General features: G+C 71.4%; 14 protein-coding genes. 8 read left to right on the top strand and 6 right to left on the bottom strand.

All coding sequences use genetic code 11. The features are described 5' to 3' along the window. Positions 1-53 precede the first annotated feature (53 nt). From WMF42_RS03195 to WMF42_RS03215, 5 genes are all read left to right on the top strand, one after another. Positions 54-965, top strand: coding sequence for a polyprenyl synthetase family protein (locus WMF42_RS03195; RefSeq protein WP_437690086.1), 912 nt, complete (start codon positions 54-56; stop codon positions 963-965). 320 nt (positions 966-1,285) lie between these two features. After that, positions 1,286-3,055: an acyl-CoA dehydrogenase family protein gene (locus WMF42_RS03200; RefSeq protein ID WP_081426706.1), complete on the top strand. Its 1,770-nt coding sequence runs from the start codon at positions 1,286-1,288 to the stop codon at positions 3,053-3,055. An 86-nt stretch (positions 3,056-3,141) separates the two neighbouring features. Continuing rightward, positions 3,142-4,230 carry a MaoC family dehydratase gene (locus WMF42_RS03205; protein WP_437690089.1) on the top strand — a complete coding sequence of 363 codons (1,089 nt, stop codon included), beginning with the start codon at positions 3,142-3,144 and terminating at the stop codon, positions 4,228-4,230. A gap of 108 nt (positions 4,231-4,338) precedes the next feature. Then, positions 4,339-6,474 (top strand): ATP-binding protein, encoded by a 2,136-nt coding sequence (locus WMF42_RS03210; RefSeq protein WP_437690090.1) that lies wholly within the window; start codon positions 4,339-4,341, stop codon positions 6,472-6,474. A gap of 163 nt (positions 6,475-6,637) precedes the next feature. Then, positions 6,638-7,183, top strand: coding sequence for a hypothetical protein (locus tag WMF42_RS03215; protein WP_061609962.1), 546 nt, complete (start codon positions 6,638-6,640; stop codon positions 7,181-7,183). Positions 7,184-7,225: 42 nt separating this feature from the next. Here WMF42_RS03215 and WMF42_RS03220 read toward each other — a convergent pair whose 3' ends face one another. Both WMF42_RS03220 and WMF42_RS03225 read right to left on the bottom strand, forming a co-directional pair. After that, positions 7,226-8,683 carry a cyclic nucleotide-binding domain-containing protein gene (locus WMF42_RS03220; protein ID WP_061609960.1) on the bottom strand — a complete coding sequence of 486 codons (1,458 nt, stop codon included), beginning with the start codon at positions 8,681-8,683 and terminating at the stop codon, positions 7,226-7,228. A gap of 195 nt (positions 8,684-8,878) precedes the next feature. Further along, positions 8,879-9,886: a retropepsin-like aspartic protease gene (locus tag WMF42_RS03225; RefSeq protein ID WP_437690092.1), complete on the bottom strand. Its 1,008-nt coding sequence runs from the start codon at positions 9,884-9,886 to the stop codon at positions 8,879-8,881. 485 nt (positions 9,887-10,371) lie between these two features. On the opposite strand from WMF42_RS03225, the gene WMF42_RS03230 reads away from it, so the two are divergent. After that, positions 10,372-13,161 carry a VWD domain-containing protein gene (locus tag WMF42_RS03230; RefSeq protein WP_437690094.1) on the top strand — a complete coding sequence of 930 codons (2,790 nt, stop codon included), beginning with the start codon at positions 10,372-10,374 and terminating at the stop codon, positions 13,159-13,161. 149 nt (positions 13,162-13,310) lie between these two features. Next, positions 13,311-13,832 carry a DUF2505 family protein gene (locus WMF42_RS03235; RefSeq protein ID WP_061611839.1) on the top strand — a complete coding sequence of 174 codons (522 nt, stop codon included), beginning with the start codon at positions 13,311-13,313 and terminating at the stop codon, positions 13,830-13,832. Here WMF42_RS03235 and WMF42_RS03240 read toward each other — a convergent pair. Further along, complete coding sequence (locus tag WMF42_RS03240) at positions 13,786-14,655, bottom strand: PfkB family carbohydrate kinase (protein WP_437690096.1); 870 nt, start codon at positions 14,653-14,655, stop codon at positions 13,786-13,788. The two genes, WMF42_RS03235 and WMF42_RS03240, sit on opposite strands and share 47 nt — an antisense overlap. A 554-nt stretch (positions 14,656-15,209) precedes the next feature. Here WMF42_RS03240 and WMF42_RS03245 point away from each other — a divergent pair. Continuing rightward, the gene (locus WMF42_RS03245; protein WP_437690098.1) at positions 15,210-16,343 is read left to right on the top strand and encodes a substrate-binding domain-containing protein; all 1,134 of its coding nucleotides are present in this window, start codon (positions 15,210-15,212) and stop codon (positions 16,341-16,343) included. 44 nt (positions 16,344-16,387) lie between these two features. Here the strand turns inward: WMF42_RS03245 and WMF42_RS03250 are convergent, their stop codons facing one another. The 3 genes from WMF42_RS03250 to WMF42_RS03260 form a co-directional block, all read right to left on the bottom strand. After that, positions 16,388-17,512 (bottom strand): glycosyl hydrolase family 18 protein, encoded by a 1,125-nt coding sequence (locus WMF42_RS03250; RefSeq protein ID WP_437690100.1) that lies wholly within the window; start codon positions 17,510-17,512, stop codon positions 16,388-16,390. Positions 17,513-17,967: 455 nt separating this feature from the next. After that, on the bottom strand, positions 17,968-18,723 hold the full coding sequence (locus WMF42_RS03255) for a hypothetical protein (RefSeq protein ID WP_437690102.1): 756 nt from the start codon (positions 18,721-18,723) through the stop codon (positions 17,968-17,970). 45 nt (positions 18,724-18,768) lie between these two features. Continuing rightward, a complete protein-coding gene (locus tag WMF42_RS03260; RefSeq protein WP_437690104.1) occupies positions 18,769-21,888 on the bottom strand; it encodes a TonB-dependent receptor in 3,120 nt (1,039 codons plus the stop codon). Positions 21,889-21,925 lie beyond the last annotated feature (37 nt).

Here is a 21,925-nt window from a genome sequence, read left to right on the forward strand (position 1 = left end):
AAGTGTTGTGCAAACCATTGACAATACCCCGGACGTCCTCAAAACTGCTCTCCATGGATTTCGACCGCCGGATCGAGCGGGTCCTCCTCGTTGCGATCGAGTCGCTCTCTTCCTCTACGTCGCCGCCCGGGCTCCTGGCAGCGACGCATCACGCCGTCTTCCCCGGCGGCGCGCGCGTGAGGCCGCGGCTCTGCCTGGCGGTCGCCTCGGCGTACGGCGATCCTGCGCCGGAGGTCGCCGACGCGGCGGCGGCGGTGGAGCTCATCCACTGCGCCTCGCTGGTCCACGACGACCTCCCCTGCTTCGACGACGCGCCGATCCGGCGCGGTCAGCCGTCGGTCCACCGGGCCTTCGGCGAGCCGGTCGCGGTGCTCACCGGCGACCAGCTCATCGTGCTCGCGTTCGAGGCGCTCGCGCGCGGCGCGTTCCACGCGGTGGCGAGCGGCGTGATCGACGCCCGGCGGGGGGTGCGGTTCTTCGAGGTGCTCGCGGCCGGCGTCGGGATGCCGCAGGGGATCATCGCCGGGCAGGCGTGGGAGTCGGAGGCGAAGGTGCCGCTGTCGACCTACAGGCGCGCGAAGACGGGCGCGCTGTTCGAGGCGGCGGCGGCCCTCGGCGCGCTCTCGGCGGGGCAGGACGGGGGCGCCTGGGGCGACCTCGGGCAGCGCATCGGCGAGGCGTACCAGGTCGCGGACGACGTGATGGACCTGATCGGCCGGCCGGAGGACATGGGCAAGCCGGCGGGGCGCGACGGGACGCTCGGGCGGCCCAACACGGCGCTGGAGCTCGGGCTCTCGGGGACGACCCGGCTGCTGCAGCGGCTCATCCAGGACGCGATCGACGCGGTGCCGCAGTGCCCGCGGGCCGATGACGTGCGGGCGTGGGCCGTCGAGCTGGGGGAGAGGCTTCTCCGGGCGTGCAGGGGGCGCGGGGCGGCGGGGGGGGCGGCGGTCAGCTCCGTGTAGCTCGGGCCCCTCGCCGGGGGCCTGCGGTGGATGAGCGGAGATCTGTTGGGGCCGGCTCGATGGTCCGCCCGAGACTCGGGGTTTCCCGGGGGGACACGTTGGTTGATGTGTCGCAGGACGGAACGGTGAAGGGGACTCGGGAAGGGCCTTAAAAGCGCGTCAATCGCGGTCAGCGGTGCTGCGCCCTGGCTCGACGAACGCGCTTCAGGGTGACATCCTCGGCGGGACTCTGGCGCCTGCGGGCGCGATGCCGTGGAGCGCAGAGGTGCTATGCCCTGCGTCCGCCAGACTGGCTTTTCGTCCGATCGGGGGGACTTGGGATGAGGGCGATCCGGGAGCAGCACGCCACCATCGTTTCTCGCAAGCTCGAGGCCGATAGCCCCGGGGGAATGCGCGAGGCGATCAGCGCCGTCGAGCAGCTCGCGCGGGTGGCGCGAGGACGGCTGCGGGACCGCGTCGTGGACGTCGGAGGGCCGGCGACAACGGGGCTCCGGAGCGCGCCGAGGAGCGCGAGCCTCGCCCGGGCGAGCAGCGCCGTGCCGCTGCACGTGTCGCGGCTGCTGCTCGATCGACACCAGATCGCAGCCCACGCGCTCGCCCACCTCTACGCGGAGATCGAGGCGTGCCGCGCGCTCGCCGGGTGGGCGCGCGAGGTGGGCGGCGGTGAGGCGAGGGCCGTCGCGGAGGCGCACACGGGGGCGCTGCTGCTCGCGCTGCGCGGGGGCATCGACCTGGGCGGCGGAGAGGTCGCGCCGCTCGGGGAGGTCGAGCTCCGCGAGGACGAGGTCGCGAAGGCGATCGGGCACCCCGCCGTGGCGGCGTGGGCGCGCGACGCGGGATCGGGCGCGGCCGTCGCGTCGCTCGCGCGCGCGGCGGCAGAGCAGGGGATCCAGGGCGCCGGGGGCGCAGAGGACGAGCGCGTCGGGTGGATACGGCACAACATGCGCGACTTCGTCGAGCGGCTCGTCGAGCCGCTCGCGCCGGAGATCCACCGGCGCAACGGGCTCATCCCGGAGTCGATCATCCGCCGCATGGGGGAGTTCGGGGTGTTCCGGCTGGCCATCGCGCCCGAGAACGGGGGCGACGGGCTCGGCGTGGCCGCCATGGTCGCCGCGATCGAGGAGCTCGCGCGCGGCTCGCTCGGGTTCGGCGTGCTCACCACGACCGCCTCGATCGCCGCAGACCTCCTCGCCCGATCCGGCACCGAGCCGCAGCGGCGGACCTGGCTGCCGCGCATCGCGGCCGGCGAGGCGCGCTGCGCCCTCGCGCTCTCGGAGCCCGCCTACGGCTCGGACCTGGCCCGCATCGCCACGCGCGCCGAGCGCCAGGCCGACGGGAGCTACGTCATCACCGGCAAGAAGGCGTGGGTCACCGGCGCGTCGCGCGCCGACCTCGTGCTCACGCTGGCGAGGACGACGACGCCGGGCGGCCAGGGGCAGCAGCCGCTCGGGCCGAGCCTGTTCGCGATCGCCAAGCGGCGCGGCGCCCCGGGCGCCGACTTCCCGGACGCGGGGATCGCCGGGGCCGAGGTGCGGGCGCTCGGACAGCGGGGCATGGGGCACTACGAGCTCCGGATCGAGGGGCTCCACGTCGGCCGCGAGGCGCTCCTCGGCGAGCGCGAGGGCGAGGGGATCAGCCAGCTCCACCGCGCGCTCGTGGTCGGCCGCATCTACGCGGCCTCGTGCAGCGTCGGCGTGGCCCAGGCCGCCCTGGAGCTCGCGCTCGAGCGGGCGAAGACGCGCGTGCAGTTCGGGTCGCAGCTCCTCTCCTTCCCGCGCGTGGCGCACCGCATGGGCGGGCTCATCACCCGCGTCGCGGCCGCGCGCCAGCTCGCGCGCGCCGCCGCGCAGGCGGCCGACAGCGGCAAGCCGTGCGAGGTCACCTCGGCGATGGCGATGCTGTTCGCGAGCCGCGCGGCCTGGGACGCCGCCGACGCCTGCGTGCAGATCCACGGGGCGAACGGCTACGCCGAGGCGTCGGTGCCGGCGAGGCTCCTGCTCGACGCCCGCAGCCTCTCCTTCCACCTGGGCACGCGCGAGGTGCTGGCGCAGGGCATCGCGCGCGCCCTGCTCGAGGGGGCGCTCCCCTGAGCGATCGCGGGCGGGCGAGCGCGGGCGGCGCTGCCGTCAGGCGCTGTCGTCAGGGGCGCGCGCCTGTGACATGATCGCGCGGACCGATGGTCCGCGTCCGCTCCCCTCGCTACGGCCGCAAGCTCGATGACTTCACTGTCGGCGCTGTGTACGCGCACCCCTGGGACGTCACCGTCGACGAGGGGATGCTCGCGCTCTTCGCGGCCTCATTCCAGGACGCGATCCCGACGTACGCGAGCCGCGTCGCGGCCCGCTCGGTGGGGCTCAAGGACAGGCCGGTGAACCCGCTGCTGCTCCTCAACCTCGGGATCTCGTTCAGCGTCCACGACGTCAGCGAGCAGGCGATCGCGCACCTCGCGTACATCGACGTGCGGTTCCCGGACGCCTGCTATCCGGGCGACACGCTGCGCGCGAGCTCGATGGTGATCGGCAAGAAGCCCGTCTCCACGGGCGACAAGGGCGTCGTGCACGTCCGGACGCAGGTGGTGAACCAGGACGGGCTCCTCGTCTGCTCGTTCGAGCGCAAGGCGCTCGTGCCCTGCGGCAGCGTCGCCGAGCGCTCCGCGGACGCGCCGCACGCGGTCGAGCAGCCCGCCGCGCCGCCGGCGCGCCTGCCGGAGGCGCTCGAGGGGCCGCTGCCGCCGGCGCCGCGCCACGGCGGCTTCTCCTGTTTCTGGGACGACTTCGAGGTGGGCGACGTGATCACCCACGAGGTCGGCAGGACGGTCGGCAACAGCGAGCACATGCAGCTCTCGACCCTGCTGCGCAACTCCCACCCGCTCCACCTCGACGAGCAGTACTGCCGGTCGAGCTCCTTCGCCAAGACGCGCGTCGTCCACGGGGGGCTCGTGCTGTCCTGGGTGCTCGCGCTCTCGAGCAGGGACACGGCCGGGTGCGCGGTCTGGGACCTCGGCCTCGACGACGGCGCGCACCCGAGCGGCGTGCTCGCGGGCGACACGCTCTTCGCGGCGTCGAAGGTGATCGCCCGCGAGGAGGCCGGCGCGGGCGCGGGGAGCGTCACCTTCCGCGTCGTCGGCGTGAAGAACACCCCGCCGCGCGCGCTGCTCGATCAGGGGGCCGACCTGTTCACCCCGGAGCTCGGCAAGACCGACGGCAGGGTCAAGGAAAAGGTCGTGGAGATCACGCGAACGCTGCTCGTGCGCCGGCGTGGCTAGGCGCGACCGCCGCCGGCGCCGCAGAAGAGGAACCCCCCGCGGGGACCGCCGCAGCATACAATGCGCCCCCATGAGCACCGCCGCGCGACGTCGAGGAGCAGGACGGCCATGAGCGCGGCGGCGAGCCGTGAGCTGGACGCCCTCCGCGCGCGCGTCGCCGAGCTGGAGCTGGAGCTGGCCCGCGTCCGCGCGTCGGGGCTGCCCGCCTCCACGCGGAGCCCGGGCGCGTCGGCCTCGGGCCCGGGCGGGGCGGCGCTGACGTCCGGCGCCACCGAATGGGAGGCGCAGCTCGACGAGGCCGAGGAGGTGGCCCAGATGGGCAACTGGATCTGGGATCGCGACCAGAACCACCTCACCTGGTCGCGGCAGCTCTTCCGGATCATCGGCTGCGATCCCGCGAAGCACACGCCGTCGACAGAGGCCTTCCTCGCGGCCGTCCACCCCGACGACAGGGAGCGGATGACGACCCTCCTGCAGCGGGCGATCGAGACCCGAGAGGGATCGGGCGCGACGGCGTTCCGCGTGCTCCGCCAGGACGGCGCGGTGCGGGAGTGCCTGCTGAGCAGCCTGCCCATCGTCGACGGGGCGGGCCCGCCGTCCCGCTTCTTCGGCGTCGTCGTCGACCTCACCGAGCGCCGCCGCGCCGAGCAGGAGCTCCGCCGCAGCGAGCGCATGCTGAACGAGGCGCAGCGCATCGCCCACGTGGGGAGCTGGTCCTACGATCTCGCGTCGCGCGCCGTCCGCTGGTCCGAGCAGCTCTACCAGATCCTCGGCGTCGCCCCCTCGAGGCGCCCGACGTTCGAGCTGCTCGCGAGCGTCATCCACCCCGAGGACCGCCACCGGGTCTTCGGCGGCGCGGAGAGCGCGTCGCCGCTCGGCATCGCGGGCCCGGTCGAGTGCCGCGTCGTGCGCCCGTCGACCGGCGAGCTGCGCCACGTGCAGATGGCGGCGCAGCTCCTCACCGACGAGTCCGGGGCGATCACCGGGCTGGTCGGCACGAGCCTCGACATCACCGAGCGCCGGCGCCTCGAGGAGCAGCTCCTGCACAGCCAGAAGCTCGAGGCCATCGGCCGCCTCGCCGGCGGCGTCGCGCACGACTTCAACAACATGCTCACGGCGATCTTCGGGCACAAGGAGCTCGCGGTGCGCAAGTCGCCGCCGCCGTCGCCCATCCTCGATCACCTCGCGCAGATCGGCACCGCCGCGGAGCGCGCCGCGGCGCTCACGCGGCAGCTCCTCGCCTTCGCGCGCAAGCAGATCATCCAGCCGACAGTCGTCGACCCGAACGCGCTCATCCTCGGGGTGGAGTCGCTCCTGCGCCCGCTCGTCGGCGAGGACGTGGCGCTCGACGTGCTGCCGGGCAGCCAGATCTGGCCCATCCGCATCGATCGGGGGCAGTTCGAGCAGCTCCTCATGAACCTCGCCGTCAACGCGCGCGACGCGATGCCCGGCGGGGGCCGGCTGACGATCGAGACGGCGAACACGCACGTCAGCCCGGACGACGCGGAGCGGAGGCCGGAGATCGAGCCCGGCGAGTACGTGGCGCTGACGGTCACCGACACCGGGCAGGGCATGGAGGACGCGATCCAGCAGTACGTGTTCGAGCCGTTCTTCACGACGAAGGAGCCCGGCAAGGGGTCGGGGCTCGGGCTCGCGACGTGCCACGGCATCGTCAAGCAGCACGGCGGCCACATCTGGTTCTCCAGCGCCTCCGGCCAGGGGACGCGCTTCACGATCTGGTTCCCGCGCGTGCGCGGCGCGCCGTGCGAGCAGCCCGCGCGCGCGTCGGCCGCCGTGGTCGGGGGCGCGGAGACGGTGCTCGTCATGGAGGACGAGGCGCAGGTGCGCGAGCTCTGCGTCGCCGCGCTGCGCTCGTTCGGCTACTCGGTCCTCGCGGCGCGCAGCGGCAAGGAGGCGGTCGCGCTCGCGGCCGCCTACCCCGGCGTCATCCACCTGCTCGTGAGCGACATGGTGCTCCCGGACGCGCGCGGCCCCGAGGTCGCGGCGGCGCTCGCCCGCGCGCGCGCCGCGCTGCCCGTCCTCTACACATCGGGCTACATCGAGGACTCCGCCATGCCGGGCGAGCTGGTCGAGGGCGCCGTGCACTTCCTCTCGAAGCCGTACACGCCGACGCAGCTCGCGCAGGCGGTGCGCGCCGTGCTCGACGCGTCGACGCAGGCGCCGCGGGCGCAGGGCGCCGGCGACGCGCCCCCGCCGGCCGCGGCCGCCGAGCGCCTGCAGTGAGGGCGCTCGTGTGCGATCGACGGCGCGCGCGTGGCAGCGGCGGCGCCTGGGTGGGCGCTCGACGCGCGCGGCGGTCCGCAGCGCTCGGCGCTGGCCCCGGCGGCGGGGGAGCCTCTATCCTGGACGAGCGGCTTTCGCGATGAAGATCCGGGGCTCAGCGCTCATGCACACGAGGGCCTACCTGCTGACGCGGTGGGGGAGCCACGCGATCTCGGTGCTCGACGCGAAGCTGCCCGCCAGCGTCCGCGCTGTCTTCTCGTCGCCCGATCTCGTGGCGCACAGCTGGTACCCCGTCGCGGTCTGGAACGCGATCGCGGACGAGATCTCGCGCTGGCCCAACAAGTCGGGTGTCATCCGCGATCTCGCGGCCTACGTGGCCGAGCAGGATCTGACGCTCGCGCACAAGGTGCTCCTCAAGCTCGGCACGCCCGCGCTCGTCATGCGGCAGGCCGGCGTGATGTGGGGCATGTATTTCAACGGAGGCCGGCTCGCCCCCCTGGCAGAGGGCGAGCGGTTCTTCCGCCTGATACTCTATCTCGGCGTCGACCCGCAGGCCGACCCGGGGCGCCAGACCTGCAGGGACGCGGTGCCTGCCTGGCAGGAGAACGCGCTCCGGCTCTCGGGCGCGCGCGGCGGGCAGAGCCTGCACACGAGGTGCCGCTTCGAGGGACACCCCACGTGCGAGTACGAGGTCCGCTGGCTCCGCTGACCCGGGCGCCGCGCCGCGCGGGCGCCGCGCCGCGCGCGCGCGTCACGACCTGGTGCAGAACGCGAAGAGGTTGACCTGGGCCTCCTCGGCGCGCACCTCGACGGGGGTGTTCCCGAACTTGGAGCGGGTGAACAGGGTCCTGAGATCGTCGGCGCTGCGGTGGATCAGCTCCCACTCGAGCACGTGGTCCATGAAGGCCTTGCTCGGGTTGTTCGCCCCGAAATTCCCCACGAGCGCGATGCCCCCGGGCAGGAGCTTGTCGTACATGCAGTTGAGGAGGCTCACGACGAGGTCGTCGCGCAGGTAGTCGGTGAGCCCGATGCTGTAGATCATGTGCTGGGGCTTGAGCACCGTCCTGCCGCGGCCGTGGGCGAGCCGCACGACGTTGTCCTGGGCGAAGCTGAAGCGGTCCATGACGCCGAGCTGGTCGGCGATGCCGGCGGCGTAGGCGAGGGCCTGGTTGTCGATATCGATGCACGTCGCCTTGATGTCGGGCGGCTCGCTCCCGTCCGCGAACAGGTCGAAGAGCTCCCGGGCGGGGCCGCTCGCGAGGCTGGTGATGAGGACCGGGCCGGACGCGTGCGCGCTGCAGGCCTCGCGGATGGCGCGGCTCATCACGCCCCTCCGGTTCTTGACGGCGCGGCAGGCCTCGATCGCGAGCCCCCACTGGTCGATGAAGCGGCCGAGCCGGCCGTCGCCCGCGGGCTCGTCGTTGTACATCATCTCGATGGTGTAGAAATCGCCCGCGTAGCCGCGCGGCTTCGTGTAGCAGCGGTCGACGGTGCGGCTCAGCATGAAGAGCGAGAAGGTCTCGCGGAACACGTAGGCGCCGATGCCCTTCTCGAGGTGGCGCTCGCGCTCGATGTGCTCGCGGAGCGCGGACACGATGGTCTGGCACGCGGCGCTCACCTTCTCCTGGATCTCCGCCTCGGGGTGCTTGCCCTCCTTCACCATCCTGTCGGCGATCATCATCTCGAACTTGAACTGTTCGACGGTGTCGATGAGCTTGGGAGGGATGTTGTTGGTGCCGGCCTGACCCGTCCTCGCCGCGTGAAAGCGGTTGACCTGCGGCACGTCCTCGACGAGGAGCGGCGGGAGCATCGCGGTGTTCTCGCGGAGGCGCTGGGCGAGCATGATCGCGAGCGACTGGTAGAAGCGCGCGGCGAGGCCGGGGACGGAGGCAAGGAGGGAGTGCACATAGGGGCCCTCGATGACGTCGAGGGTGCACTCCTCGCGGGCGACGACGGAGGCGCTCGCGGCGGCGCTCTCGAGGAACGACATCTCCCCGAAGATGGCGCCGGGGCCGAGCTGGCGGAGCGCGACGCCGCGCCCGAGGTGGGCGACCTCGACGCCGACGAGGCCGCTGCGCACGATGAAGATGCCCTGCCTGCGCGAGCCCTCCTCGAGGATCTGCTCGCCTGGCCGGTAGGTGACGCAGGTCGACTTCTCCAGCAGCAAGCGCTCGTCATCCTGGGTCAAGAACTCGAAACCTGTCGTCATGATGCCTCCGACCCCACGCGGGCGCGTCGACGTCGCGGGGAACCGGATCCCTCCCCCCGGGGCGGCGACGGGGGACGTCCACGCGTGCGCCCCTTCTACCACGACGCCTCGCGCCCCCGCTGGCGCATGGCGGTCCGCCGGGCGGCTCCGCGCGCCGCGCCGCTCAACGCGGCGGCGCGCGGCGCGTCGACGGCGTCACCGCGGGGCGCAGCCCGCGAGGCCGCCGTCCTCGGAGAGCACCAGCACACACGTGCGGAGCACATCCATGCCGGCAAATCCGTCCGACGGACAGGCCGCCCGCAGCGCGCCGGGGAGGAAATCGAGCTCGGCGGCGGCGTCGAACCCCGCCAGCCGGAGGCGAGCGCCGGAAAGGACGGGAACGGTGTGCTTGCCTGAGGCGGCGTAGGCGCTCCTGTCGCCGGTCGCCCGGCGCGACAGCGTCTTCCCCGCGGGGGAGACGGCGAAGAGCGAGCTCTGCGATGCACCCGAGTCGATCTTCAGCGTGACGGCGATCCCCTCGACGGTCGCCTTCGCGGTGAGCTCGCTGCCCTGGTTCGGTCCGCTGCAGCGGGCGAGCTCCGCGACAGCGGCGTCGCCGAACCGCGCCCGGAGCGCGCGGCCGGCCTCGTCGCTCGGCGCCTCGGTCATCCGGCCGTCGCGCAGGTCGAGCACGACGGCGCGGCCCGGCGCTGCGAGCGCCTGCGGCGCGATGACGCCGCCGATGCCGAGGCGCTGGAGGACGTCGGGCACGGGGACGACGAGCAGCGCGGGGGCCTCGACGCGGCCCCACCCGGAGAGCGCGATGCTCGCGTCCTCGATCCGGGAGACCTGCAGCGGCCTGCCCGCGTAATCGACGGCGACGTCGCCGGCGGTCGAGAGGGGCAGCGCGAGCTCGTCGGCGAGCCAGCGGGCGAGGACGTGGTGAGAGGCGCCGGTGTCGACGAGCAGCACGGTCGGCTGGCCCGCGACGACGGCGTCGATGAGCGGCGAGGGGAACGGCCGGTCGTTGACGTGGAACAGGAGGCTTGCCCGGCGCTCGGCGGGCTTCGCGGGGGCGCCCGCGATCCCGACGGGCGAGGGCGCGTCGGCGGCGGCGAAGGCCGGCGCGGCGCGCGGCGAGGCCGGCGCGGGGCGGACCGCGGCGGTCTCGCTGCAGCCGGCCGCCGCGAGCGCGCCGGCCGCGATCGCGTGAAGGAGCTTCACCGGGCCATCATTGGCTGGCGGGCGACTTCGGTCAAGCAGCGCTGCCGCCGGGCCCCGAGCGCAAGCGGGCTGTGGGCGACCGCTGAACCGCCGGCGCCGAACGCGTCCGTCCGCGGCCCCTCCGGCGCGCGCGGCGCAGGGGCGCAGCGCGGCGGTCGAGCCGTCGAGCCGTCGAGCAATGATTGCGTGCCCGCCCCGCCCCTGAAGGCAGCTTTTGCCGGGTCGGCAATCGTTGCTTTGCCGGGCGCGGGCGGCGCTGCGCTGGAGGCCCGCGCTCGCCGCGGCCGCCGGCAAGCCGACGCGCGGCATCGCGCCGCGGCGCGAGGGCACGCCGGTTGCGTGAGCGCGCAGGTCCTCAGGCAAAAGGAGTCCCCTTGAGATCTCGACTCGTGAACGGCTCGGTCCTCCTCATGACGCTCCTCGCTCTCCCGCGGTGCGGCGCCGACGCGCCGGCGCCGGACGAGACATCGGCGGCGGACCTCGCGATGCGGATACCACGGCTGCCGCTGGCGGAAGAGGCGCCCGCGCAGATCGAGGCCAGCTACCTCTTCGGCGTCCACAGCATCGAGGACAGGACGGACGAGCGGGCGGCCGCGAACCTCATCACGCCACCCGAGGGCTCGGCGCGGAGCAGCTGGACCGTCTTCGTCCACTACACGAAGCCGAGCCGCGGTGAGATCGACTACCAGCGGTACAAGCGCATGATCGACGACGGATTCAGCCCGATCGTGCGGTTCGACTACAGCTACGGTCAGACCCTCCCTCCGGCGAGCAGCGACGCCTGCGATCCCGCCTGGCCCGGGGAGGTCGTCGACACGATGAAGCGGATCGTCGACAACGAGGTCTGCAAGGGCCCTTGCTCCACGACGTTCATCCTCGGCAACGAGATGAACGCGGCCTTCGAGAACAGCGAGGATCCGGGCGAGGGGGGGATCACTGTCGCCCAGTACGCGAGCTGCTTCCGCGACGTCCGCCGCCGGATGAAGGAAGAGGGCGTGTCGGCCAAGCTGCTCGTCGGCGCTGTCGGCCCGCTCAACGCCGACACGACAGCGAGCTGCCCGGGCGCCGAGGCCCACGACATGGACTACAAGAAGTACCTGCACTGCCTGGTCCTCGAGACGAAGGACCACGCCGACGGCCTCGCGCTCCACGCCTACGGGGGGCGCGGCGGGGACCCCGATCCGCGCAGCGACAAGCCGCATGACGGCTTCCAGAACTACAAGCTGCAGCTCGACATCGTCGACGGCGCCGGCGGGGCGGCGCTGCCGATCTACATCACCGAGTTCAATCACGCCGGAGATCTCTATGGTCACGAGGGAGAGCATTACGCGGAGCAGCCGTACCGGAGCGGGTTCATCCAGAAGGCCTACCAGGACGTCGCGGCGTACAACGACAAGAACAATTGCCGGATCCAGTCGCTCATCTGGTTCGCTTACCAGAACCCGACGTTCGCCGGTCTCAACCTGACCGACTGGGAGTGCATGGCGCCGCCGAGAGACCGAAGAGTGCCCCTCCCCGGGGAGCCCGAGCCGCAGCCGCAGCCGTGCAACCTGAAGCAGGCGTTCGATGATCTCCGGGACACCGCGCTCTACCAGGAATACGGCACGAACTGCCTCGCGGTGACGAGGCAGTCGCCGGGCGATCCGGCGCTGGAGGGCGCGGAGCTCGGCGGGCAGGCGGGCGAGGACGCGCTGCGCGCGATCAAGCTGATCAACCGCGGCAGCGAGATCAGCTATACGATCGCGTCGAGCGTCCCGTGGCTCACGATCGAGTCGGGCGCGGAGGGGGCGCTCGCGCCGAGCGAGTCGGTCGCGCTCGCTGTGCGCGCCAGGTGCGGCGCCGAGCCGTCGACGGCCACGGGCGCCCTCACGATCTCGTTCAAGGACCGTTACCGTGTCCGCGAGAGGAGCCTCCCGGTGCGCCTCGACTGCCGCGCCGCCGCGCCGCCGGCCCCGCCGGGGACGCCGCCCGGGGGCTCGCACGGCGATCCGCACCTCCGGACGTTCGACGGCGTCTTCTACGACTTCCAGGGCGCGGGCGAGTACGTGCTCGTGGACGGCGGGAGCGACTTCGCCGTCCAGGTGCGCGAGCAGCCGCTCGGCGCGAGCGACGCGATCGCGGTGAACACCGCGGTGGCGGTGCGCGTCGGCGCGTCGCGGCTCGCGTTCCACGCGGGCGCCTCGCCCGCCTTGCGGGTCGACGGGGCGCCTGTCGAGGTCGCGGGCAAGCTCGATCTGCCGGGCGGGCACGCCGTCTATCGCGCTCCTCTCGCGGACGGCCGCTATGTGGTCACCTCGGCGGCGGGCGATCACGTGGAGGTCTCCGTGCGCGCCGCGCACGTCGACGTGCTCGTCTATCCGGCGCCCGGGCGCGCGGGGCTGCTCCGCGGGCTGCTCGGGAACGGGAACGGCGCGCCGGACGACGACTTCACCCCGCGCGCGGGCGTCGCCCTCGCGCCGCCGCTCTCGCGGGACGCGCTCTACGACGTCTTCGGCGACAGCTACAGGATCTCCGCCGCCGAGTCGCTCTTCGACTACGCGCCCGGAGAGAGCGTCGACACGTTCACCGTCCCCGGCTTCCCCGCGCGATCGGCGTCGGTCTCGGACCTCTCCGAGGCAGCGCGCGCGGCGGCCTCCGCGGCGTGCGCCGCGGCCGGGGTCACCGATCCTTTCCTCCTCGAGGCGTGCGTCCTCGACGTCGGCCACTCGGGCGATCCGGCGTTCGCCGACTCCGCGGCGAGCGCCGTGCCGCCGACAGAAGGCCTGCGCGAGCTCTACCGGAGCGACTTCGAAGGGCCTGTCGGCCCCGAGTGGTCGTCGAGCGCGACGAGCGTGACCCCGATCGGCGGGCGGTGGTTCCTGGGCGAGTTCAACAACGAGACGGTGACGCTCCGGCTCGCCGGGCTCGCGCCCCACGCCCGGGTGAAGGTCTCCTTCGATCTCTACGTGATCCGCTCATGGGACGGCGACGACGGCGACGTCTTCTCGCTCGGCGCGTCGGGGAGCCCGCGGACGCTCCAGATGACGTTCGCGAACACGACGTGGGCGTCCCAGTCGTTCCCTGACCTGCTCGGCGCGGGCAGCCACCCGCCGCGCACAGGCGCGGCCGAGTCGAACTCGCTCGGATACGACTTCTACGGCGACGCGGTCTACCGGCTCTCGTACGAGCTCCCTCACAGCGCCTCCGACATCGAGCTCCGCTTCGCCGGCAGCGGGCTCCAGTGGATCGGCGACGAGAGCTGGGGAATCGACAACCTGGACGTCGTCGCGCAATAGGCGGCCTCCGCGCCGGGCTCGGGCCCACCACGGCTCAGCCCGGCGGCCGATCTCCAGCAGCGACGGAGCGGGCCCGACCGTCGCGCCCCCCTCGACGGTTGTCAGGCGGCGCGTCCCGCTGCAAGGTTCGCGCAGGAGAAGGCAAGCGCATGATTCAGATCGAGGCGAGGCACCTGATTCACTGCGACGAGGACACCTTCTGGGAGCTCTTCTTCAGCCCCGAGGTCAACGCGCAGATCTACAGCGACGTCCTCAAGTTCCCCTCGTTCGAGGTGCTGGAGCAGCGAGAGGACGAGCGCGCCATGGTGCGCAAGGCGTCGGTTCAGCCGCGCATCCACGCGCTCCCCGGCGCCATCCAATCGATGCTCGGCCCGAACTTCCGTTACATCGAGGACAGCGTCTTCGACAAGGCCACGCGGCGATGGAGCTTCACGATGGCGCCGAGCCTGCTGGGCGACCGGCTGCACAACGCGGGGGCGCTGCGGGTCGAGCCGTCGGGCCCTGGGCAGGTGACGCGGGTGGCCAGCGCGACGATCGAGGTGAGGATCTTCGGCTTCGGCAAGATGGTCGAGGGCATGATGGAGAAGGAGATGCGCGCGGGGTGGGACGACAGCGCGGCGTTCCTCAATCGCTGGATCGCGGAGCACCCGGCCCAGGCGGCGGCGAGCTGAGGCGGCGCTCGATCTCGGCGCGCGTCGGATACGAGGGCTGACACCCCTCGCGCTCGACCGAGATGCCCGCCGCCGCGATCGCGAGCCGGAGCGCGTCCTCGATCGCCATCCCGGAGGCGAGGCCCCCGGCGAGCACGCCCGCGAGGGCGTCCCCCGCGCCCGTCGTGTCGACCGCGCGCGCGGGCAGGGCGGGGAGCTCCTCGCCCGAGGGCAGCAGCACAGCGCCGCGCGCGCCCCGCGTGAGCACCACGCGCCCCGGCAGGTGGCCGCGCAGCGCTTCGTGCTCGAGCTCGTTGACGACAGCGAGATCGAACCGGCCGACGAGCGAAGGATCGATGGCGTTGACGGGCGATGGATTGCAGATCGACAGCGCGCCGTCGGCCCGCGCGGCCGACAGCACGCCGTCGATCGCGTCGGTCGGGATCTCGCCCTGACAGAGCCAGACCGCGGCCCCGCACGGCGCGGGCGGCGCGACGAGCGCGTTGGCGCCGGGGATCGCGAGGATCTGGTTCTCTCCGGAGGCGTCGACGCAGATCAGGGCCACGCCCGTGGTCGCGCCGCGGTGGACCACCACGGCGGAGAGCTCCACCCCGTCGGCGGCGAGCGCCGCGGCGCAGCGCTCGCCGTGGGCGTCGTCGCCGCGCGCGCCCGCGAGCCGCACGCGCGCGCCGGCGCGCGCCGCGGCGACCGCCTGGTTCGCGCCCTTGCCGCCCGGCGCGACGAGGAAGGCGCGGCCCAGCACCGACTCGCCCGGGCGCGGCAGCCGCGGGCCGTAGCCGATGAGATCGGCGGTGATCGAGCCGCAGATCGCGAGCAACCCCATGGCCGCCGCATACCACGGACGGCGCCGCGGCGGCCGCCCGGACAGAGCTCGGCCTGCCGCTCGACCCGAGGGATCCGCTCGCCCGGCGCCGCGCCATGGCGTCGTCGCCCGGGGATGAGGCGGCGGCGAGGGCCCCCTGCGCAGGGGTGCCCCGCTGTCGCGCAAATGCCCACGTCTTCGCCTGAACGCCGCGATTCGCGGACATCGATCTCGGTCCCCGGGAATGGTAACGGGAGCGACGCGGAAGCGGTAACAACAGCAACAAGGGTAAGAGAGCACGGCGGACGGAGAAGAAGCACGGGGGACGGAGCGCGACGCCGGCTGTTGTGCTCTGCGTCGCAGAATGCAGCGTGAGCAGCACCCGGGTCCTCCATTCCAATTAACGAGCGTTCCTTTCAGCGATTCTTGACAGCGCGATCTGCGGCCGCGTACCGTGGACGATCTAGCATGGACCTGTTGGATGCCTGCCGCCGCGCATTGCTCTCGTCGGACAGCCATGAGGTTCGACCATTGCAGACGGCCAGCGACCGAGCTGATCATGGAGGAGGTGTCTCATGACGAAGACAGGGCAATGTTGGATGGTAGCGTTCGGGCTCACGCTGATGACGGCGGCCTGCGGATCGAGCGCACCCTCCGATTCGGGCGAACAGGTCACGCCCATCAAGCGAGCGGAGACCCCACAGAACGAGTTCACTCCCCTGGAGCTGGAGGCGACGGTCGACGCGCTCGTCGCCGCGATCAACGAGAGTCCGCTCGACGAGGCGCAGATGGTGGTTCTGCTGAAGAACCTCGACGACTTCTTCGCGCCGATCGCCACGGGCGCGAACCGCGCCATGGGTGAGCTCGGGGTCATCGGCAACGTGATCGGGCCCAATGTCACGACGGTCGATGGCCCCTCATCGCAGGAGCTGCAGAATCAGCAGATCGCGCAGGCGGTCGCGGACGGCGCCCACGGGATCGGCGTCTCGCCGTTCGACACAACCAACGCCGCCGCCGTCGATGACGCCGCCACGAACGGGGTCCCCGTTGTGACGCTCGACAGCGACCTGCCAGACTCGAAGCGCTCGCTCTACGTCGGGACCCTCAACGAGCCTGCCGGCGCCACGTCGGCGAAGACCCTGCTCGCGATGCTGCCGCCGCCGCCAGGTACGGTGGTGATCCACGGCATCCTCGGAGAAACGTGGCCCGACGGATACGATCGAACGCAGGGTGCCCTGGCGGCGATCGCGGAAGCCGGGTACAAGCCCGTGGTGAGCGAGGCCATGTTCGGAGATGAGAACGAGGCCAGCGACATCGAGCGGATGAGAGGCAATCTGGTGGCCGCGTCCCCGCCCGCCGTGGGGATCCTCGGCCTGTTCAACATCTCGTACCGGTGCGTGCCGGCCGCGGACGGCGCGGCCATGCCGGGCCTCCCCATCGTCACGTTCGACTTCGATCCGAGGACCGTCGACCTCATGCGCCAGGATCGCATCAAGGCCACGCACACCCAGCGGCAGTATTACGAGGGGTACCTCGTGCCGTACATCCTCTACGGCATGAAGAGCATCGGCCTCGACGCGACCCGGGCGATCCTCGACCCGCTGATCGAAGGGGACGAGAGCAAGGTCAACATCGGCATCGACGTGGTCCCGGCGGAAAAGATCGACGCCTACAACGACTTCCTCGTCTCGATCGGCTCGATCCAGTAGCGGCGCGGCGGCCCCCCGGGGGGAGGGCCGCGCGCGGCGCCGCTTCAATCCGTGACCAGCGGCCCGATGCGCTCGGCGAACGGCCACCCCTGGCTCTCGTCGGTGTGGATCTGCCAGTCGAACACCCCGCGGATCGCCGGGTGGTTGCCCTCGACCTCGTTCCACGTGGGGATCGCCTCGTCGATCGACATGTAGTGCTGCGCGTCCCAGATCCCGAAGCCCACGGCGACGTGCGTGGGACCGAGCAGGTCGACCCACTGGTCGACGTTGTCCACGATGTAGGACTGCTGGTCGAGGTCGGGGCCGTCGTAGTACTGCGGGGCGGCGTAGTCCATGGCGCCGGCGTCCACCATCGCCTTGCAGAAATCCTTGTCGCGCTGGTTCCAGGGCGCCGGAGGCGCGGTGATGATGAAGCCGGGGAAGCGCCGCTTCAGCTCCAGGCTGATCCAGATCATCTCCTCGGTGTCGGGGTTCTGGTTGGCCTCGAAGGTGTTCCAGTCGATCCCGTCGAACCCGCCCAGGTCGTTGTAGATGCCGGCCACGCTGTCGACGAACGTCTGCGACTTCCCGCGGTCCGGGAAGCTCATGCCCTGGCCGGCGCCGCCGATGGAGAGGATGATCCTGCGATCCTGGGTCGTCCGGGCATACTGGATGTCTTCCCTGAGGTGCGTCGCCGCCCCCTTGCCGTCGCCCGGCGGCGTCCAGGTGACCGCGCCGGTGGTGCCGGGCGGCCCTCCCACGGGATGCGCGGCGAACAGGTAGATGAGGTTGTAATTGCTGTTGACGTCGCGGATGCGGACGGGCGACGGCGTCCAGTTGGGGTAGTAGCCGGCGACGACCTTCGCGGGGAGCGCGCCGATCGGGCCGGGCTCGGGGGTGTCGGCGCAGGCGGAGTAAGGCTCCCAGAAGTACGTGCTGACCGTCGGGATATAGCCGGGATTGTCGTGCTCTGCGATGTAGGCCGACCCCTGGTAGCTCACGATGGTACCCTCCTCGTACCATTGACCTTCCTGCCATTCCGGAGAGCCAGCGCACGCGGCAGATTCGTTGTGCCCTACATCGGCTTCGCCCTGCGACGATCCGGAATCGAGGCACCCGATCCCGCCCGCGGCGATGGCGACAAGGAGGAACGACATCCTGGTAGCAGTGAAGATAGAATATTGTAGCATGATAAAACCTCTTCGCACATCGGCCCAGAGCACGCAGGACAGCTCGCCTCCCGGATCCGGGCAGCTCATGGACTTGATGGCGCGACGGGGACCAGCCCTTCAGATTATTTGCTCAGGCGCGCTCGGCCCGCTCGCCTGTCCGCCGCGTGATGATGCGGTGACGAACCCGAGGCATCCCCTCAAATTCTCGGGAAAATTCACAGGGATGCGGGGAGGGAAGTCTTCAAAATACTCCCTGTCTCCCCGACTCGCTGTTCAATTTTCTGCTGAAAAGGGCTGCGAAATAAGGGGATTCCTTGAGTCACGAACGGGTTCGCCATGTGCCAAGGCGTGGAGTTCCTGCCGCGACGAAACAATCCGTGGTCGCGGGACCACGGATTCACCTGGGTGACGCGGTGTCGATGCTGGGTGTACGAAGCGCGGCGGTCGCCGGGGCGGCGTGCCGCTGAGCGGCCTCAGCGCAGCGCTGCCGGCGGCTCCTTGAGCACGCAGAGCGCGATCTCGGGATCGCAGGTGACCTGCTCCTCGAGATCGGGGTTGATCCCGGACCCGGTGAGCCTGCCGGCCGCGATGTCTGCCTGCGGGTCGCAGAGGCCCGGGTCCGTCACGATCGCGTCCGAGCCTTCCATGGGCGGCGCGGCGCACGACACCGACGGCCACAGGCCCACGACGCTGTAGGACGCGGTGCAGCCGTCCTTCGTGTAGGTCAGATCCGCCGTCATCAGCGTTCCAGGGAACGTCGGCGTGACATGGACACGGACGTTGCTCCACGCGTAGCGGAGCCGCGTCGCGGGGCGATCGCCGAAGGCCGGGAGATCCAGCTCCGCGACGCTGAGCGACGCGACAGTGCAGACGTCGCCCTCGTCCGGCTCCACCGAGGCGAACTCGCCCATCGAGGTGACAGCGCCCCCGTCGATCGGGACACCGGCGCCCTCGGCCTCGGCGGCGAGCGCGCCGAGCTCGGTCGCGCGGATGGCGAGCAGCGCCCTCGAGAGGTCCTGCTCCTTCTCGTTGCCCGGCCGGGAGGGGTTGTACTTCTCGAGGCCGATCGTCTCGCCCCGCAGCGTGTCGCAGTCGCCCTCGCCCTGCTTCGAGCCGGGCTTCAGCGTGTAGGTCGCGGCGAAGCCGCCGTGCCCGGCCGTGCACTGCATCCTCGGCTGCTCGCAGGAGGCGACCAGCGATGCGAGGACGACCATCAGACCGGCTTGCATTCCGTGGGTTCGTTTCATGGCGTCTCTGCCGCGCGCGGCGCAGCCCTAGAAGGTCACCTTGGCGCTGATCCGGAACGTGCGCGGCGCCTGGTACGCCACCGGATTGCCGAAGTTCGGGTTCTTGTTCACCGGGTCGAACGCGCTCCCGTCGGCGTTCTGCAGCCCGGCGAGGCTCGCCTCCGTGCCCCCGGGGATGGGCAGCACCTGCGCCGACGTGTACCGCTCGTCGACCGCCGTCACGGCCTGGAAGTTGAAGAGGTTGAACGAGTCGACCGCCACGAGCAGCGCGCTGTCCTTCGCGAGCTGCACGCCGACGCCGACGTGGACGTCGACGTCGTGCACCCAGGGCAGGCGCTCGCCGCTCCCGCGCGGCAGGATGAAGACCTCGTCGGGGCCGTAGAGGAGGTGGGCCCCGAGGTACGACGTCGCCGCGCCGGAGCGGGCGCGGTAGGCGCCGCCGAGGTTCACCACGAGCCCGTTCTTGAAGACGAAATCCTTCGCGCCGTAGAGCTTGATCTGGTGCCGGTGGTCCCCCGGCAAGGCGCCTTCCCGGTTCGGGAGCAGCGACTGCAGATCGAAGTCCGTGTTCATGTTGGGATCGATCTGCGTCGTCTCGGGCTTGAACAGCCCGGACCAGTTGCCGCGCAGGTACGCGATGCGGTAGCTCGCCTGCGCGAGCCAGCCGCCCGCGAACACCTTCTCTGCATACAGGGTGAACGCGTCGTAATCGCGCGTCGCCTTCGTGAAGTCCCTGGCCGCGCCGTAGCCGGGGTTGGCGATAAAATAGGACTTCGCCTCGTCGCGGCTCAGGTCCTCGATGATCCGGTTCTGCCAGCGCTTCGTGTACTCGGCGCCGATCCGCACCTTGGGCGCGATCTCGTACTCGCCGCCGAGGACGATCTCGTCGGACGACTGCGGCTCGAGGTCCGGATCGACAGGCGTCTTGTCGCTCCCGATGACGCCCCATTTCTGGTTCGGCGCGTGGGGGCCGTCGGCCGTGAGGCGCCCGTCGTCGTCCTCGCACGCGCCCTGGGTCTCCTCCTCGTTCCTCGGATCGCACGTCGACGGGTCGCGGAAGGAGTAGAGCATGCGCTCGCCGGGGAGCAGGCGATCGGCGATGTTGAGCGGCACGCTCTCGTAGTACCGACCATAGTTCGCGTAGAGCTTGGACCTGCCGGACTGCGTGACGTCGTAGATGACGCCGGCGCGCGGCGACCACTGGTTCGGCAGGCTCAGGCCGAGCGCGCCGTCGTAGCCGTAGAGGAGCTGCGCGTCGTAGCGCACGCCGGCGTTCAGCGTGACGCGGTCGGCGATGCTCCAGCTGTCCTGCACGAAGCCGCCGAGCGTCAGCGACGTCGACACAGCCTCGTAGCTCGTGAGATGAACCGGGTCGTCGGGGCCGCTCAGGAACCCGTGGCGGCGGTAATCGTAGATCACCGATCCGTCGGGGAACTCGGTCAGGATCGTGCCGCCCGACTCGCCGCGCTGGCTGCTGTAGCGCATCACCTCGACATCGACGCCGGCCTTGACGACGTGGTGGCCCAGGGCCGAGAACAGGCTCGTCAGCATGGCCTTGCCCTGGTAGCGGTCGAAGACCGACTCGCTCAGCACGCCGGGGCCGCCCGTGTAGTAATAGCCGGGCACCGGGCACGGCTCGCTCCCCGCGGGGTCCTCCTGCGCGCACCGCTGCGTGGCGTCCCCCGGCTCGAACTCGCCGATCGAGCGCGGCGGGGATCTCTGCCAGAGCACCTGGACGACGTCGGACAGCCCCTTTCCGCTCCCGATCTTCTCGCCGTCCGAGGCGCGGATGGCGTTGAGCTCGTGGTGGATGCCGAGCGTCACGTCGAGCAGGTGGGTCTTGTTCTTGAACGCAGAGGACCACTTGAGCGAGGCGTCGGTCGCTGTGGTCACGTACTGGTGCGCGATCGCGCCGTAGCTGCCGTTGATGATCCCGCCGTTGTAGGGGTTGTCGAACTCGATCCTGCCGTCGCGCGGGTTCAGCCCGAAGGCGCCGTCTCCGCCCGACAGGGTCGGCGTGCCGTAGACGGAGAGCGCCAGGGTGTTGTCCGGATCGATGAGCAGCGTCAGCTTGCCCAGGTACTGGAGGCTCTGCTGCCTGGCGTAGTAGACGTCCGTCGACCCCGGCAGGCGGCTCCGCGCGACGCCGCCGGGCTTGTCGCCCGCCGGCTCGAGGATGTTGAGGTTCCGCTCCAGGCGGTAGGTAGCGAACGAGGGCGAGAGGCCGGCGTAGAACCACAGCCTGTCCTTCAGGATCGGGCCGCCGATCTCGACGCCGAAGTCGCGCAGCGAGGACAGCGTGACGTCGGTGGTGATCGCGCTCTCTTGCGCGATCACGGCGGCGCGCGGCCCCTCGAAGATGCCGGGCGTGATGCTGAAGAAGACCGAGCCGTGGTACTCGTTGGATCCGGACTTGGTGGCGACGTTGTAGTAGCCGCCCGTCGAGCGGCCGTATTCCGGCATGTAGCCGCCGGTGATCACGTTGAGCTCGTCGACGAACTCGACCGAGAGCGGCGTGCCGAGGATGCCGAACCCCGGGTTGTTCACCGAGACGCCGTCGATCACGAACTGGTTCTCCGGCGAGGTCGTCCCGCTGATCGAGACGCCGTAGCGGTCGGCGAACGCGCCCGGCGCGACCTCGGCGAGGGACTCGAACGATCGGGTGGCCGCCCCCTTCGCGCTCGGACGGTTGAGCGGGATACGGCTCACGAACTCGGAGCTCACGTTGACGCCCGTCGCGCTCGAGCCGACATCGACAGTCGGCGGGGCGCCGACGACGACGATCTCCTGGGCCTGGAGGGCCTCGGGGAGGAGCTGGGTGTTCACCCGGATCGTGCTGTCGAGCCGCAGCTCGACGCCGCCGCGCGAATAAGGCCTGTAGGCCTCCTTGTCGAGACGCAGGGTGTACGTGCCTGGCGGGAGGTTCGGGATACGGTATTGACCGGCGGCATCGGTCACCACGATCTGCTCCCCCTGGAGGGCGGGGGAGGTGACGGTGACCACGACGTCCTGAGCCGGCTTGTTCGTCGCCGCGTCGATGACCGTCCCCGTGAGGACGGCGGAGCCGGCCGCGAACGCCGGGGTGGACGCGAGCGCGCCGGAGAGCGCGAGCAGCGAAGCGGCCCAGCGGCCGCGCTTCATGTGCATGGGATTGACGTGGCTCCTCGAAGGCTGTCCATGACGA

This window comes from Sorangium sp. So ce176 (assembly GCF_051519835.1).
GTDB classification, from domain to species: Bacteria; Myxococcota_A; Polyangia; order Polyangiales; family Polyangiaceae; genus Sorangium; species Sorangium cellulosum_G.

What these genes read in the sequence shown, in the direction of transcription:
- WMF42_RS03195 (WP_437690086.1), top strand. Translation starts at nt 54, where the DNA reads ATGGATTTCGACCGCCGGATCGAGCGGGTCCTCCTCGTTGCGATCGAG.
- WMF42_RS03200 (WP_081426706.1), top strand. Translation starts at nt 1,286, where the DNA reads ATGAGGGCGATCCGGGAGCAGCACGCCACCATCGTTTCTCGCAAGCTC.
- WMF42_RS03205 (WP_437690089.1), top strand. Translation starts at nt 3,142, where the DNA reads ATGGTCCGCGTCCGCTCCCCTCGCTACGGCCGCAAGCTCGATGACTTC.
- WMF42_RS03210 (WP_437690090.1), top strand. Translation starts at nt 4,339, where the DNA reads ATGAGCGCGGCGGCGAGCCGTGAGCTGGACGCCCTCCGCGCGCGCGTC.
- WMF42_RS03215 (WP_061609962.1), top strand. Translation starts at nt 6,638, where the DNA reads ATGCACACGAGGGCCTACCTGCTGACGCGGTGGGGGAGCCACGCGATC.
- WMF42_RS03220 (WP_061609960.1), bottom strand. Translation starts at nt 8,683, where the DNA reads ATGACGACAGGTTTCGAGTTCTTGACCCAGGATGACGAGCGCTTGCTG.
- WMF42_RS03230 (WP_437690094.1), top strand. Translation starts at nt 10,372, where the DNA reads ATGCGGATACCACGGCTGCCGCTGGCGGAAGAGGCGCCCGCGCAGATC.
- WMF42_RS03235 (WP_061611839.1), top strand. Translation starts at nt 13,311, where the DNA reads ATGATTCAGATCGAGGCGAGGCACCTGATTCACTGCGACGAGGACACC.
- WMF42_RS03240 (WP_437690096.1), bottom strand. Translation starts at nt 14,655, where the DNA reads ATGGGGTTGCTCGCGATCTGCGGCTCGATCACCGCCGATCTCATCGGC.
- WMF42_RS03245 (WP_437690098.1), top strand. Translation starts at nt 15,210, where the DNA reads ATGACGAAGACAGGGCAATGTTGGATGGTAGCGTTCGGGCTCACGCTG.
- WMF42_RS03250 (WP_437690100.1), bottom strand. Translation starts at nt 17,512, where the DNA reads ATGCTACAATATTCTATCTTCACTGCTACCAGGATGTCGTTCCTCCTT.
- WMF42_RS03255 (WP_437690102.1), bottom strand. Translation starts at nt 18,723, where the DNA reads ATGCAAGCCGGTCTGATGGTCGTCCTCGCATCGCTGGTCGCCTCCTGC.
- WMF42_RS03260 (WP_437690104.1), bottom strand. Translation starts at nt 21,888, where the DNA reads ATGCACATGAAGCGCGGCCGCTGGGCCGCTTCGCTGCTCGCGCTCTCC.